The sequence below is a fragment of the Pseudomonas sp. DE0157 genome, from assembly GCF_007678615.1.
In the GTDB taxonomy this organism is placed as follows: Bacteria; Pseudomonadota; Gammaproteobacteria; order Pseudomonadales; family Pseudomonadaceae; genus Aquipseudomonas; species Aquipseudomonas parafulva_B.
Genome location: NZ_VEJN01000012.1, coordinates 77008 through 91737, shown reverse-complemented (window position 1 = coordinate 91737; position 14730 = coordinate 77008). Strand labels below are relative to the sequence as shown.

Annotated in this window: 12 protein-coding genes; 11 read left to right on the top strand and 1 reads right to left on the bottom strand. The window is 64.0% G+C overall.

Translation table 11 applies throughout. The annotated features are described in order from the left end of the window. Nucleotides 1-58: 58 nt before the first annotated feature. From FS777_RS15725 to accC, 4 genes are all read left to right on the top strand, one after another. Nucleotides 59-1822 (top strand): protein-disulfide reductase DsbD, encoded by a 1764-nt coding sequence (locus FS777_RS15725; RefSeq protein ID WP_078479172.1) that lies wholly within the window; start codon nucleotides 59-61, stop codon nucleotides 1820-1822. Nucleotides 1823-2001: 179 nt separating this feature from the next. Then, the gene (aroQ, locus tag FS777_RS15720) at nucleotides 2002-2457 is read left to right on the top strand and encodes a type II 3-dehydroquinate dehydratase (protein ID WP_145256296.1); all 456 of its coding nucleotides are present in this window, start codon (nucleotides 2002-2004) and stop codon (nucleotides 2455-2457) included. A gap of 96 nt (nucleotides 2458-2553) precedes the next feature. After that, nucleotides 2554-3012 carry an acetyl-CoA carboxylase biotin carboxyl carrier protein gene (accB, locus tag FS777_RS15715; RefSeq protein ID WP_023535179.1) on the top strand — a complete coding sequence of 153 codons (459 nt, stop codon included), beginning with the start codon at nucleotides 2554-2556 and terminating at the stop codon, nucleotides 3010-3012. Between the two features lie 17 nt (nucleotides 3013-3029). After that, a complete protein-coding gene (gene accC / locus FS777_RS15710) occupies nucleotides 3030-4385 on the top strand; it encodes an acetyl-CoA carboxylase biotin carboxylase subunit (protein WP_058639420.1) in 1356 nt (451 codons plus the stop codon). Between the two features lie 304 nt (nucleotides 4386-4689). Here accC and FS777_RS15705 read toward each other — a convergent pair whose 3' ends face one another. Then, on the bottom strand, nucleotides 4690-6543 hold the full coding sequence (locus FS777_RS15705) for a sigma-54-dependent Fis family transcriptional regulator (protein ID WP_058639421.1): 1854 nt from the start codon (nucleotides 6541-6543) through the stop codon (nucleotides 4690-4692). 282 nt (nucleotides 6544-6825) lie between these two features. Between FS777_RS15705 and FS777_RS15700 the strand changes: the two genes are divergently transcribed. The 7 genes from FS777_RS15700 (at nucleotide 6826) to FS777_RS15670 (ending at nucleotide 14724) form a co-directional block, all read left to right on the top strand. After that, on the top strand, nucleotides 6826-7878 hold the full coding sequence (locus FS777_RS15700) for an NAD(+)/NADH kinase (protein ID WP_145256293.1): 1053 nt from the start codon (nucleotides 6826-6828) through the stop codon (nucleotides 7876-7878). A 22-nt stretch (nucleotides 7879-7900) separates the two neighbouring features. Continuing rightward, complete coding sequence (locus FS777_RS15695) at nucleotides 7901-8878, top strand: thiamine pyrophosphate-dependent dehydrogenase E1 component subunit alpha (RefSeq protein ID WP_145256290.1); 978 nt, start codon at nucleotides 7901-7903, stop codon at nucleotides 8876-8878. A 33-nt stretch (nucleotides 8879-8911) separates the two neighbouring features. Further along, nucleotides 8912-9934: an alpha-ketoacid dehydrogenase subunit beta gene (locus FS777_RS15690; RefSeq protein ID WP_058639423.1), complete on the top strand. Its 1023-nt coding sequence runs from the start codon at nucleotides 8912-8914 to the stop codon at nucleotides 9932-9934. Then, nucleotides 9931-11037: an acetoin dehydrogenase dihydrolipoyllysine-residue acetyltransferase subunit gene (locus FS777_RS15685; RefSeq protein ID WP_058605298.1), complete on the top strand. Its 1107-nt coding sequence runs from the start codon at nucleotides 9931-9933 to the stop codon at nucleotides 11035-11037. Before FS777_RS15690 ends, FS777_RS15685 begins: the two co-directional genes overlap by 4 nt. Nucleotides 11038-11086: 49 nt before the next feature. Then, complete coding sequence (locus tag FS777_RS15680; protein WP_228385201.1) at nucleotides 11087-12154, top strand: 2,3-butanediol dehydrogenase; 1068 nt, start codon at nucleotides 11087-11089, stop codon at nucleotides 12152-12154. Between the two features lie 165 nt (nucleotides 12155-12319). After that, entirely contained in the window at nucleotides 12320-14089 is a 1770-nt protein-coding gene (locus tag FS777_RS15675; RefSeq protein ID WP_178091276.1) for a C13 family peptidase, read from the top strand. Beyond that, entirely contained in the window at nucleotides 14080-14724 is a 645-nt protein-coding gene (locus FS777_RS15670) for an oxidoreductase (RefSeq protein ID WP_058605301.1), read from the top strand. Before FS777_RS15675 ends, FS777_RS15670 begins: the two co-directional genes overlap by 10 nt. The last annotated feature ends 6 nt before the right edge of the window (nucleotides 14725-14730 follow it).

The window sequence follows — 14730 nt, the reverse complement described above, 5'->3', positions numbered from 1 at the left end:
GTTCCCTGAGCGCCAACTCCGTTATGATGCGCGGCACGTTCGATCTTGCGAGTTCACCATGCGCCGCCTGTTTTTCCTGTTGTGCCTACTGCTGGCCAGCCCGGTGTTCGCCACGGGGCTGCTGGACAATCGCCCCAGCGCTACCCTCGGGGCTTCCTCACTGGCCGGCAACGCCGATTTCCTCCCGGTACACGAAGCCTTCAAGCTGAGCCTGATCCAGGCCGACGCCCATGCCATCAAGCTGCGCCTGGTGGCCACCGACGGCTACTACCTGTACCGCCACCGCTTTGTGTTTCGCACCGAGCCGGCCGACATCGCACTGGGCACGCCGGTCATCCCGAAGGGCGAGGCCAAACATGACGAGTTCTTCGGCGATGTGGAGGTGTATCACGGCATCGTCGACATTGAATTGCCACGCAATGACCCTAGGGCCTTCACCTTGCAGGTGGGTTACCAGGGCTGCGCTGACAAAGGCTTGTGCTACCCACCTGAAACCGAACACCTGAGCATTGAAGGTGAAGGTGCGCCGAGCAGCCAGGCCGCACACGCTTGGGAGTGGAAAGCGCTCTTGCTGTTCTTCATCGCCGGCGTGGGCCTGACGTTCACGCCGTGCGTGTTGCCCATGCTGCCCATTCTTTCGGGGGTGGTTTTGCGCGGTCAGGCAGGTGGGCTGCGTGGGCTGTCGTTGTCACTGGCCTATGTGCTGTCCATGGCCGCCAGCTTTGCCGCCCTTGGGGCCTTGATGGGCCTGTTCGGCGCAGGCCTCAACCTGCAGGCGCGGCTGCAGTCGGCCTGGGTGCTGGTGCCTTTCGCGCTGTTCTTCGTGGCTTTCGCCCTGGCCATGTTCGGCTTGTTCGAACTCAAGCTGCCCCAGGCCCTGAGCAATCGCCTGGACGGCGTCGCCAATCGCACCCAAGGCGGCTCGCTGCTGGGCGCAGCGGCCCTGGGCGTGTTGTCCAGCCTGTTGGTTTCACCCTGCGTTTCGGCGCCGCTGGCGGGTGCGTTGTTGTATATCAGCGCCAGTGGAGACGCCTTGGGCGGTGCGCTCAAACTGTTCGCGCTAGGCCTGGGCATGGGTGCCCCGCTGCTGCTGGTCGCCACCGGTGGCGCCGCCTGGTTGCCGAAAAGCGGCCCATGGCTCAACAGCGTGAAGAACGCCATCGGCGTCCTGTTGCTGGGGCTGGCCATCGGTTTGCTCAGCAGGGTCTTGCCAGGGCCTGTCACCCTGGGGCTGATCGGCTTGCTCGCTGCCGGGGTGGCCGTGTTCCTGGGGACCCTGGAGTTCGTCGTGAAGACGCCTCGCCAACGCCTGGCCCAACTGCTTGGCCTGGCACTGCTGGTCTACGCCCTGGCCTGCTGGTATGGCGCCCTCAGCGGCCAGGGTGACCCGCTGCGACCGTTGCCCCCTACAGGAGGGAGCACGGCTGGTCAGGCTGCGTCCCCTGCCCAGGCGTGGCGAACACTGACCACCGCCCAGGCGCTCGATGCTGCACTGGCCGATGCCAAGGCCGCAGGCCAGCCAGTGCTGCTGGACTGGTACGCAGACTGGTGCATCAGTTGCAAAGTCATCGAGCACGAGGTGTTGAATGCACCTCAGGTGCTGCCCCAGCTGGCGGGTTTCAAACTGCTGCGCGTGGATGTGACGCGCAGCGATGCGGCCCAGCGTGCCCTGCTGGACCGCTATCGATTGTTCGGCCCGCCGGCATTGATGTTCTTTGCCGCCAACGGCAGCGAACTGACCGCTGATCGGGTGATTGGCGAGATAAATGCCGAGAACTTTGCATCCATTTTGTCCCGCGTTCGCGGCCAGGCAGGCCTGTAACGGCCCGCTGGCATGGGAACATGTCGGCGATCAGTGACCGGATCCAGCTATCCGGTCACATACTTCGCGCGAATCTCGCTCATCGTGCTGGCTATTGCCGGGAACTGGACACTTGCCGTCGCTTTAGGCACACTCGCCGCGCTGTGTCGAATTGCCCTACAAATCCAAGGAACTCGCAGATGGCAACGCTACTGGTGCTTCACGGCCCCAATCTGAACCTGCTCGGTACGCGCGAGCCCGGCCATTACGGCGCCGTGACCCTGGTCCAGATCAACCAGGACCTGGAGCAACGTGCTCGCGCCGCGGGCCACCATTTGCAGTATTTGCAGAGCAACGCCGAATACGAGTTGATCGATCGTATCCATGCGGCACGCAACGAGGGTGTGGATTTCATCCTGATCAATCCGGCTGCATTCACCCACACAAGCGTTGCATTACGTGACGCATTGCTTGCGGTGAGCATCCCATTCATCGAAGTGCACCTGTCCAACGTGCACAAACGCGAACCGTTCCGTCATCACTCCTACTTTTCCGATGTAGCCGTAGGAGTGATCTGCGGTCTGGGCGCCAGCGGTTATCGCCTGGCCCTGGAGTCCGCGCTGGAACAACTGGCTGCCAACGCACAGCCCAAATGATGAAAGCCCTGGCCTCGGTGGCCAGGGTCAAGAGAAGCGTGTCGACACGCTTTAACAATTTCGCCCCCTGACCGAACCTTTGGGAGTTGATGATTAATGGATATCCGTAAAGTCAAGAAACTGATCGAGCTGCTGGAAGAGTCTGGCATCGACGAGCTGGAGATCAAGGAAGGCGAAGAGTCGGTTCGCATCAGCCGTCACAGCAAGACCCCAGCTGCCCAGCAGTTCTACGCACCTGCCCCGATGGCTGCGCCTGCCGCTGCCCCGGTCGCCGCTGCCGCACCTGCTGTCGAAGCTGCCGCCGCGGCACCGGCCCTCAAAGGCACCGTCATCCGCTCGCCAATGGTAGGCACCTTCTACCGCAAGCCTTCGCCGACCTCGCCGAACTTCGCTGAAGTGGGCCAGAGCGTGAAGAAAGGCGACACCCTGTGCATCGTCGAAGCCATGAAGATGATGAACCACATCGAAGCCGATGTCGGCGGTGTCATCGACGCCATCCTGGTAGAAGACGGCCAGCCGGTTGAGTTCGACCAGCCGCTGTTCACCATCGTTTGAATCGCGGAGAGCCAACGATGTCTGGGAAGCTCGAAAAAGTCCTGATCGCCAACCGCGGGGAAATTGCCCTGCGGATCCTGCGTGCCTGCAAAGAGCTGGGTATTAAGACCGTCGCCGTGCACTCCACCGCCGACCGTGAACTGATGCACCTGGGCCTGGCAGACGAGTCGGTCTGCATCGGTCCTGCATCGTCCAAGGATTCGTACCTGCACATCCCGGCGATCATCGCCGCTGCCGAAGTCACCGGCGCGACCGCGATTCACCCCGGTTACGGCTTCCTGGCGGAAAACGCCGATTTTGCCGAACAGGTCGAGAAGTCCGGCTTTGCCTTCATCGGCCCCAAGGCCGACACCATTCGCCTGATGGGCGACAAGGTCTCGGCCAAGGACGCGATGATCAAGTCGGGCGTACCGACCGTGCCGGGCTCCGACGGCCCGCTGCCGGAAGACGAAGAAGTCGCGTTGGCCATCGCCCGCGACGTCGGCTACCCGGTGATCATCAAGGCCGCCGGTGGCGGTGGTGGTCGCGGCATGCGTGTGGTGCACAAGGAAGAGGATTTGATCGCCTCGGCCAAGCTCACCCGTACCGAAGCCGGTGCAGCCTTCGGCAACCCGATGGTGTACCTGGAGAAGTTCCTGACCAACCCACGTCACGTGGAAGTACAGGTCTTGTCCGACGGCCAGGGCAATGCAATCCACCTCGGTGACCGCGATTGCTCCCTGCAACGCCGCCACCAGAAGGTGCTGGAAGAGGCCCCGGCCCCAGGCATCGACGAGAAAGCACGCCAGGAAGTATTCAAGCGCTGCGTAGACGCGTGCATCGAGATCGGCTACCGCGGTGCGGGGACGTTCGAGTTCCTGTACGAAGATGGCCGCTTCTACTTCATCGAGATGAACACCCGTGTGCAGGTTGAGCACCCGGTGTCGGAGATGGTCACAGGCATCGACATCGTCAAGGAGATGCTGAGCATCGCCGCTGGCAACAAGCTGTCGTTCCGTCAGGAGGACGTGGTGGTCCACGGCCATTCGCTGGAATGCCGTATCAACGCCGAAGACCCGAAGAAGTTCATCCCGAGCCCTGGCAAGGTGAAGCACTTCCACGCACCGGGCGGCAACGGCGTGCGTGTCGATTCGCACTTGTACAGCGGTTATTCGGTTCCGCCGAACTATGACTCGCTGATCGGCAAGCTGATCACCTGGGGCAAGGACCGTGACGAAGCCATGGCCCGCATGCGCAATGCCCTGGACGAGATCGTCGTCGATGGCATCAAGACCAACATCCCGCTGCACCGTGACCTGGTGCGTGATGAAGGCTTCTGCAAAGGCGGCATCAACATTCACTACCTCGAGCACAAACTGGCCAACCAGGACTGATCGCGTAGTGTGAAGTACAAGAACCCCGGACTGGCTCCGGGGTTTTTTATTGCCTGTTTGGGCTTCATCAATGGCTGATGCGGCCCTTCAGGGTGCTTGTGGCCAAGTCCGACCTAGCAGAGCAATCTGCGCATCCCCGTGACCCTCTCTGACTGGCGTGAATCAATGATCTGGCTTGTATGTTCAATCTGAAGACCGCAGGAGTCCGAACGCAGGTTCTGTGTAGGAAGGCCCCCTGAAGTCGCGATCAGCGGTGCCTGAACTGTCGCGCGGGCAGAAGCCGCAACAAGCTGCAGCTGCGACTCTACCCCTTCATACGAGGCATCTCGATGCGGTGCTCGTGCACCCGGCGATACAGCGTCGCACGCGAAATACCCAACGCCTGGGCAGCCTCGGCGGGCTTCCAGCGATGGCGAATCAACGCATCCAGCAACCGTTGCCGCGCCGGGCAGGACGCCTCGCTCGTTACCCGGCCAACCTCCTGCCCACGAACCTCCTCCGGCAGGTCAAGCAGGCGCAACTGCCCTCCCTCGTTCACGGCGCAGGCATAACGCAACACCTGCCGCAACTGGCGCAGGTTCCCCGGCCAGCGATACTCCAGCAATGCCTGCAAGGCATCGTCGGCCAGCGCCACGCTCACCCCACACGCATCGGCCTCTTCGGCCAGCAACTGGTGAATGAGCCCCAGCCGGTCTTCGCGCTCGCGCAGCGCCGGCAACGCGAAGCGGGCGTTGGCCAGGCGAAAATACAAGTCCTCACGAAACTGCCCCTGCTCCACCCTCGCCGCCAGGTCGCGGTGCGTAGCGCAGATCACCTGAATGTCCACGCGCTGGCGCCGCGCAGCCCCCAAAGGTGCTACCTCACCCTCGGCCAGCACCCGCAACAGGCGGGTCTGCAGGCTCAGTGGCATGTCGCCAATCTCGTCCAGAAACAGCGTGCCGCCATCGGCCTGGTGTACAAGCCCTTGCATACCCTTGCTCGACGCCCCGGTGAAGGCTCCCGCGACATAACCAAACAGCTCGCTCTCGATCAGGTTCTCGGGGATGGCGGCGCAGTTGAGCGTGACGAACGGGCCGTTGCCGCGCTTGCTTTGCTGGTGCAGCTGGCGAGCGAAGACTTCCTTGCCTGTACCCGTCTCGCCCTGCACCAGCACGGCAAGGTTACAATCCTTGACCCGCGTGGCCAGGCGCAAATGTTGTTCAATGCGTCGGTCCAGGCCTTGCAGCAAAGGCTCGACCGGCGGCTTGCGCTGTGGGGCGCTGACCCGGCCATATAGCTCGCCCAACCCTGGCAGACGTTGCGCCGACGCGTTGCTGACACGTCGCAATTGCGCCTGGTCGAACAGCTCACCAATGTGCGCAGGCAAGCGCCCCAGGCGTTGCATCAGGCGTTGCCGTGTCAGGCTGTTCATCGCCTGCAGGCGGCCGTCGGCGTCCCAGGCCAGCAGGTAGTCAGGCTGGCTTTCCACATAACCTGGTGTGCCGTGGGCACGCATCACCCAGTGGCCCTGGGCGCTGTGCATGAAAAAGGCGTTTTCGATTTCGCGTGCGGTCTGCTCGACCAGTTGCCGGATCAGGTGCTGGCTGCGGCGGTCGTCGGGCGAGCGCAGGGCAGAGACGTCCAGCACCCCCAGCAACTCGCCAAAGGGGTCGAAAACAGGCGCCGCGCTACAGGTCAGGCCGATGAAGGCAGCGCGAAAGTGATCGCGCTTGTGCACGGTGACCGGTGCCTTGGTGGTCAGTACCGCCGCTACCCCGCAGGTACCCTCCTCCCCCTCCGACCAGCAGGTGCCCAGGTACAGACCGGCCTTGCGGCAGTCAGTGCGAATGGTCGATTCGACCCGGTAATCGATGGTGCGGCCCTGTGCATCGGTCAGTAGCACGCAGTAGTCGGCCTCACGCACCTGTTCGTGCAGGCGCGCCACGGCGTCCCCGGCAATGCGCAGGAACAGCTCCGAGCGCTCTCGGCATTCATTGAGCAGCGCCTGGGAAAGAATACGCGGCCCTTGCTCGGAGGCGGGATCGAGACGGTACAGCTCCATGGAGCGACGCCAGGAATCGAGGATCAACGGCGGTACTGGCGCCTGGGGCAGACGGTCGGCGTTCTTCAGTACCCTGCTGACGCAGTCGACGTGAGCGCGGGAGTTCGCGGCAAGCATTCAGGCCCTCCGGTTCTCGTTGCTGTTCTTGTGGTTGTGCAGCCATTAAGCGCCTGCGCGCAGGCCTGGACAAGCACGGTGTGATCAAAGGTGTGGTTGAGACGCAGCGTCTCAACGTCTCGCCGCACAACGCCCAGGCCGGCACCTGGCGTCTCAGCACGGTAGCCCGCCTGGCAGCGGTAAAGACCATGCAAGGCCTCTGCGACGGGCCTTTGCGAGGTTTCGTGCAAAGCTGGCACCGCGCTTGCTCTGGTCCTTGCAAACAAGAACACGAGGTGCGCCATGCCGCTACCCGCCCCACTGGTCGGCATCATTGCCAACCCTGCTTCAGGCCGAGACCTGCGTCGCCTGACCGCCACTGCCGGGTTGTACTCCAGCACCGACAAGGCCGCCGCCATCGCCCGCCTGCTCGCCGCATTCGGCGCCACGGGTGTCGGCCACGTGCTGATGTCCAGCGACATGACCGGCATCGCCGCTGCCGTGGTCAAGGCCTGCGCCGGGCCGATGGCGCGCGATCAGCACTGGCCTGCCCTCGAGATACTCGACCTGCCGCTGACCCAGACCGTCAGCGACACCCGGCTTGCCACGCGCAACATGGTCGCGCGGGGGGTGTCGCTGATCGCTGTGCTGGGGGGCGACGGTACCCACAAGGCCGTGGCGGCAGAAGCTGGCGACGTACCCCTGCTGACCTTGTCCACCGGCACCAACAACGCCTTCCCGGAGCTGCGCGAAGCGACCAGCGCGGGGCTTGCAGGCGGCCTGATCGTCGGCGGCAAGGTGCCAACCTCCATCGGCCTGCGCCGCAACAAACGCTTGCTGGTCAGGGTGCCCCAGCAGCAACTGAGCGAATGGGCGCTGGTGGAGGTAGCGGTGTCGCCTCAGCGTTTCATCGGCGCGCGGGCGCTGAGCCGCAGTGAAGACCTGAGCGAAATCTTCGCCTGCTTCGCCGAGCCCCACGCCATCGGCTTGTCGGCACTGTGCGGCCTGTGGAATCCGGTCTCGCGGCAAGCGCCCCACGGCGCCTGGGTGCGCTTGGACGAGAACGCCGGGCAGGCGCTACTGGCCCCTGTGGCCCCTGGCGTGCTGCAAGGCTGCGGCATCACCGCCTCCGGCCACATGGCGCCCGACGAATCGTACCGCCCGGCCCTCGTCCAGGGCACCTTGGCCTTGGACGGCGAGCGGGAAATCGAATTCTGCGCCCATGACACCCCCACCATCACCCTCGATCACCTAGGCCCGTTGAGTGTGGACGTGCAGGCCGTGCTCACGCATGCCGCCCAGCATCGTCTGCTGGCTGTACCCCTGGGCCACCCGCTGCACCCCGCGACCCGTTGAGACAACCCCGGAGAACAACAAGATGTCCAATCAACCGAGTTCCGCACAACTGCTGCATGCCTATGAAGTGATGCGCACCATTCGTGCCTTCGAAGAACGCCTGCACGTCGAGTTCGCCACAGGCGAAATACCCGGCTTCGTTCACCTTTACGCCGGTGAAGAGGCCAGCGCTGCGGGGGTGATGGCCCACCTGCGCGACAGCGATTGCATTGCCTCCAACCATCGCGGCCATGGCCACTGCATCGCCAAGGGCGTGGATGTGTACGGCATGATGGCCGAGATCTACGGCAAGAAGACCGGAGTCTGCGGCGGCAAGGGCGGCTCGATGCACATTGCCGATCTGGGCAAGGGCATGCTCGGCGCCAACGGTATCGTCGGCGCTGGCGCACCTTTGGTGGCAGGCGCTGCGCTGGCAGCCAAGCTCAAGGGTCGCGACGATGTGTCCGTGGTCTTCTTCGGCGATGGCGCCTCCAATGAAGGCGCAGTGTTCGAAGCCATGAACATGGCTGCGATCATGAACCTGCCGTGCATCTTCGTCGCCGAGAACAACGGTTATGCCGAAGCCACCGCGTCCAACTGGTCAGTGGCCTGCGATCACATAGCCGACCGCGCCGCCGGCTTCGGCATGCCAGGGGTCACCATCGACGGCTTCGATTTCTTCGCGGTTCACGAGGCCGCCGGTGCCGCCATCGAGCGCGCACGTGCCGGCCAGGGGCCGTCGCTGATCGAGGTCAAGCTCAGCCGCTACTACGGCCACTTCGAGGGCGATGCGCAAACCTACCGCGCCCCCGATGAAGTGAAGAACCTGCGCGAAACCCGCGACTGCCTGCTGCAGTTCCGCGACAAGACCGTGCGCGCGGGTCTGCTCGAAGCAGGCCAACTGGACAGCATCGATGCCCGCGTCGAGGACCTGATCGAGGATGCCGTGCAACGCGCCAAGTCCGACCCCAAGCCACAACCTGCCGACCTGCTCACCGACGTCTACGTCGCCTATCCCTGAGCCGCTCAAAACAAGAACAACAGGAGAACCACCATGGCAAGAAAGATCAGTTACCAGCAGGCCATCAACGAAGCCCTGGCCCAGGAAATGCGCCGTGACGATACCGTGTTCATCATTGGTGAGGATGTGGCCGGCGGTGCAGGCGCGCCTGGCGAAGACGATGCCTGGGGTGGCGTGCTGGGCGTGACCAAGGGCCTGTATCACCAGTTTCCAGGCCGCGTACTGGATGCGCCGCTCTCGGAGATCGGCTACGTAGGCGCCGCCGTCGGCGCGGCCACCCAGGGCCTGCGCCCAGTCTGCGAACTGATGTTCGTCGACTTCGCCGGCTGCTGCCTGGACCAGATCCTCAATCAGGCGGCCAAGTTTCGCTACATGTTCGGCGGCAAGGCCGTGACCCCGCTGGTCATGCGCACCATGTACGGCGCCGGGCTGCGTGCCGCGGCCCAGCATTCGCAGATGCTCACCTCGCTGTGGACGCACATCCCGGGCCTGAAGGTGGTGTGCCCGTCCTCGCCTTACGACGCCAAGGGCCTGCTGATCCAGGCCATCCGCGACAACGACCCGGTGATCTTCTGCGAGCACAAGCTGCTGTACGGCATGCAGGGCGAAGTACCGGAGGAGGTGTACACGGTGCCGTTCGGCGAAGCCAATTACCTGCGCGATGGCAGCGATGTCACCCTGGTGACGTATGGCCGCATGGTGCATGTGGCCATGGAAGCCGCCAACAACCTGGCCCGCCAGGGCATCGACTGCGAAGTCCTGGACCTGCGCACCACCAGCCCGCTGGACGAAGACAGCATCCTTGAAAGTGTCGAAAAGACCGGGCGCCTGGTGGTGATCGACGAAGCCAACCCCCGGTGCTCGATGGCCACGGACATCAGCGCCCTGGTTGCGCAGAAGGCATTCGGTGCGCTGAAAGGGCCCATCGAAATGGTGACGGCACCGCATACGCCCGTTCCGTTTTCCGACGCTCTGGAAGACCTGTATATCCCCGACGCTGCCAAAATCGAAACAGCCGTGCGCACCGTTATCGACGCTGCAAGGAGCGCCGCATGAGCCAGATCCATACCCTGACCATGCCCAAATGGGGCTTGTCGATGACCGAGGGCCGGGTGGACACCTGGCTCAAGCAGGAAGGCGACGTCATCACCAAGGGCGACGAAGTGCTGGACGTGGAGACGGACAAGATCAGCAGCAGCGTCGAGGCGCCGTTCAGTGGCGTGCTGCGCCGCCTGGTGGCCAGGCCGGACGAGACCCTGCCGGTGGGTGCGCTGTTGGCCGTGGTGGTAGAAGGCGAAGCCGACGACGCCGACATCGACGCCGTGGTACAGCGCTTCCAGGCCGAGTTCGTGGCCGACGGTAGCACCGACCAGGCCCAAGGCCCGGCGCCGCAGAAAGCCGAGGTGAAGGGGCGCTTGTTGCGCTGGTTCGAACTGGGCGAAGGCGGGACGCCCTTGGTGCTGGTACATGGCTTTGGCGGCGACCTCAACAACTGGCTGTTCAACCACCCTGCCCTGGCCGCCGAGCGACGGGTAATCGCCCTCGACCTGCCGGGCCATGGCGAGTCGGCCAAAGCCTTGCAGCGCGGTGACCTGGAGGAACTGAGCGAAACGGTGCTGGCCCTGCTCGATCACCTGGACATTCCACGTGCTCACCTGGTCGGTCACTCCATGGGCGGTGCGGTTTGCCTGGGCCTTGCGCGCCTGGCACCGCACCGGGTGGCCAGCCTTGGCCTGATCGCCAGCGCGGGTCTGGGCGAGGCCATCAATGGGCAGTACCTGCAAGGGTTCGTCGCGGCCAGTAGCCGCAACGCCCTCAAGCCGCAGATGGTGCAACTGTTCGCCGATCCGGCCTTGGTCACGCGGCAACTGCTCGAAGACATGCTCAAGTTCAAGCGCCTGGAGGGCGTAGACCAGGCGCTGCAGGTGCTGGCCTCGGCCCTGGCCGACGGCGACCGGCAACGCCACGACCTGCGCAGCGTCCTGGGCCAGCACCCGGCCCTGGTGATTTGGGGCGACAAGGACGCGATCATTCCGGCCAGTCATGCCCAGGGTCTGGAGGCCCAGGTGGTCGTCGTGCCGGAAGCTGGCCACATGGTGCAGATGGAGGCCGCCGACACGGTCAACCAGCACCTGCTCGCTTTCCTGCGCAGCCATTGACCCTTCCCGGCTTCTGGAGATTCCTATGAACGACTTGAGCAATCCACACATGCGCGCGGCGGTCTGGCACGGGCGCAACGACATCCGCGTCGAGCAGGTGCCCCTGCCGGCTGACCCTGCACCTGGGTGGGTACAGATCCAGGTGGACTGGTGCGGCATCTGCGGCTCGGACCTGCACGAATACGTGGCCGGGCCGGTCTTCATCCCGGTCGACGCGCCACACCCGCTGACCGGTATTCAAGGCCAATGCATCCTCGGCCACGAGTTCTGCGGCCGGATCGCCAAGCTCGGCGCAGGCGTCGAGGGCTATGCCGTGGGCGATCCGGTGGCGGCAGACGCCTGCCAGCACTGTGGCACCTGTTATTACTGTACCCACGGGATGTACAACATCTGTGAGCGCCTGGCGTTCACAGGCTTGATGAACAATGGCGCCTTCGCCGAGCGGGTCAATGTGCCGGCCAATCTGCTCTACCGGCTGCCGCCCGGTTTCCCGGCCGAGGCAGGGGCCCTGATCGAACCGCTGGCGGTCGGCATGCACGCGGTCAAAAAAGCAGGCAGCCTGCTGGGCCAGACCGTGGTGGTGGTGGGCGCCGGTACCATCGGGCTGTGCACCATCATGTGCGCCAAGGCGGCAGGCGCGGCGCGGGTGATCGCCCTGGAGATGTCTTCGGCGCGCAAGGCCAAGGCATTGGAAGTGGGCGCCAGCGTGGTCCTGGACCCCAACCAGTGCGATGCGTTGGCCGAGATTCGTGCGCTCACCGCCGGGCTGGGGGCTGACGTGAGCTTCGAGTGCATCGGCAACAAGCATACGGCCAAGCTGGCCATCGACACCCTTCGCAAGGCCGGCAAGTGCGTGATGGTGGGAATTTTCGAGGAGCCGAGCGAATTCAACTTCTTCGAACTGGTGTCCACCGAGAAGCAGGTGATCGGTGCGCTGGCCTATAACGGCGAGTTCGCCGACGTGATCGCCTTCATCGCCGACGGTCGGTTGGATATACGCCCGCTGGTGACCGGCCGCATCGGGCTGGAGCAGATCGTCGAACTGGGGTTCGAGGAACTGGTGAACAACAAGGAGGAAAACGTGAAGATCATCGTGTCGCCGGGATTGGGTCGCTAGGCGCACGGTATCGAAGTTCCCCTGGGGCGGCCTGATCAGGCCGCCCCTACCCGAGGCCCCATCGCTTGCAAACGGGGCGCAAAGCCCCCTCGCCCCACCCGCCACTCGCTGTTTCAGGCGCTCGATCTGAGTCATAATCGGCGCACTCACTGCCCGGTCCTCGCCATGCGTCCACTGCTTCCCCTGACCCTGCTCCTGTTGCTCGCTGCCTGTGGTGATGGCGAATCCCTGAGCCCACCCGATGCCCGTCTGCCAGACGGCGGTCGCTACCGAGGCCAGGTCGTCGACGGCTTGCTGCAGGGCCAGGGCCGTATCGACTACCCCAATGGCAGCTGGTATGCCGGCGGTTTCAAGGATGGCCAATGGCACGGCCAGGGGGAATGGCACGGGCAGAACGGCGAAGTCTACCGCGGCCAGTTCGTCGCCGGCCTGTTCGAAGGGCTTGGGGACCTGACCACACCAGGTAGCCACTATGCGGGCACCTTCCGCCATGGCCGGCGCGATGGCGAAGGCACCCTCAAGCAGACTGGGCAAACCTACCGCGGGCAGTTCAAGGACGACCTCTACGAAGGGGCAGGCGAACTGGAGTTGGCCGACGGCAGTCGCTACCGGGGCCTGTTCGCCAAGGGCAAGCCCAACGGCGCCGGCGTGCGCAGCGATGCTAGCGGTAATCAGTTCAGCGGCAGGTTCGTGGACGGCCAACTGCAAGGCACTGGCACTTACGACAGTGTCGAAGGCGAGCAGTACATCGGCGAGTTCAAGGACAACCGCCTCGAAGGCCGCGGGCGCTACGAAAACGCCGAAGGCGATGTGTGGATCGGCCAGTTCAAGGACGGTTCGCTCAACGGCGAAGGCGAAATGCTGGGCAGTGACGGCAGCCACTACAAAGGCACGTTCCTCGACTGGCGCATGTCGGGCCAGGGCAGCCTGCAACTGGCTGATGGCAGTCAGTACGTGGGCCATATGCTCGATGATGCCTACCACGGGCAAGGGCGCCTGACACTGGCCGACGGCAAGGTACAAAGCGGTACCTGGGCCAATGGCGTTCGGGTTCGCGATGAGCGTGGCACCTTGCTGCCGGACCCGCTCGATATGGCACTGCTCAATCAAGGGCGCTTGCTCAAGGAAGCCTTGGCCACCGTGCCCCGGTCCCAGCCGGCAATCGAGCTGTACAGCCTGGTGGTGGGGGGCGACGGGCAGCAGAGCGTTTTTCTGCGCGAAGCCGATTACGTGAGCAACCTGCTGAAGGTACGCTTCGGTGCCAAAGGCCAGGTCACGCTGGTCAACCATCGTGACTTCATGGCGACGCGCCCAATGGCCACGCGGCAGAGCATCACCCGAGCCGCCAGCACCCTGGCCGAGCGCAGCGGCCCGGAAGACCTGCTGTTCATCTACCTCACCAGCCACGGTAGCCAGGACCACCAACTGGTCCTCGATCAACCACGCCTGCAGTTGGCCGACATTTCCGCCGACGAGTTGGCCGATGCATTGGCCCCCTTGAAAAATCGAGACAAGGTCATCGTCATTTCCGCGTGTTATTCCGGTGGCTACATCGATGCCCTGAAAGATTCGCGCACGCTGCTCATGACAGCCGCCCGAGCCGACCGGGTGTCCTTCGGTTGCTCGGAAGAAGCCGACTTCACCTACTTTGGCGACGCCCTTTTCGCCCAGGCCCTGAATCAGACGGACGACCTGAAACAGGCGTTTGAACTGGCGCGTACCCATGTTGCCGAACGTGAACGAAACGAAGGCTTCGAAGCGTCCGAGCCGCAGCTGTGGGCACCGCCAAACGTGCTGGAGCACTGGCAGCGCCTACGCCGGAACCAGGCCGAAGAAGCCTTGCGCAATACGACACAGGCAGCGGTGGGGGCCAGGCAAAAACGCCGCGCAGCCACTAAGCTTGTGTGTAACAAGGGAGAGACATCATGTACTTGACGCCTCAGCATGTCCTGCTTGCCGGAGCGACCGGCCTGACTGGCGAGCACCTGCTCGACCGCCTGCTCAATGAGCCCACCATCACCCGCGTGCTGGCGCCTACACGCCGCCCTTTGGCAGAACATCCACACCTGGACAACCCTGTGGGCGATCCGGCTGTCTTTCTGCCCCAGCTGGAGGGCCGCGTGGACATTGCCTATTGCTGCCTGGGCACGACATTGAAGCAGGCAGGCTCGGAGTCCGCATTCAAAGCCGTGGACCTGGACATGGTAGTGGCCTTCAGCAAGCGAGCCCGTGAGATGGGGGCCAGGCACTTGCTGGTGATCAGTGCCGTGGGCGCCGACCCGACATCCTCGATCTTCTACAACCGCGTCAAAGGCGAGATGGAAGAAGCCCTCAAAGCCCAGGACTGGCCTCAACTGACCATCGTCCGCCCGTCGCTGTTGCTGGGAGAACGCACCGAGCCAAGGCTCACCGAAACCCTGGCCGCTCCCTTTTCCAAGCTGATGCCTGGCAAGTACCGGGGTATTGAGGCCTGCACATTGGCACGAGCGCTGTGGCGCCTGGCGCTGGAGGAAGAGGACGGCATCCGGATCGTGGAGTCGGACGAGTTGCGCAAGCTGGGGAAAAACTGAGCCGCT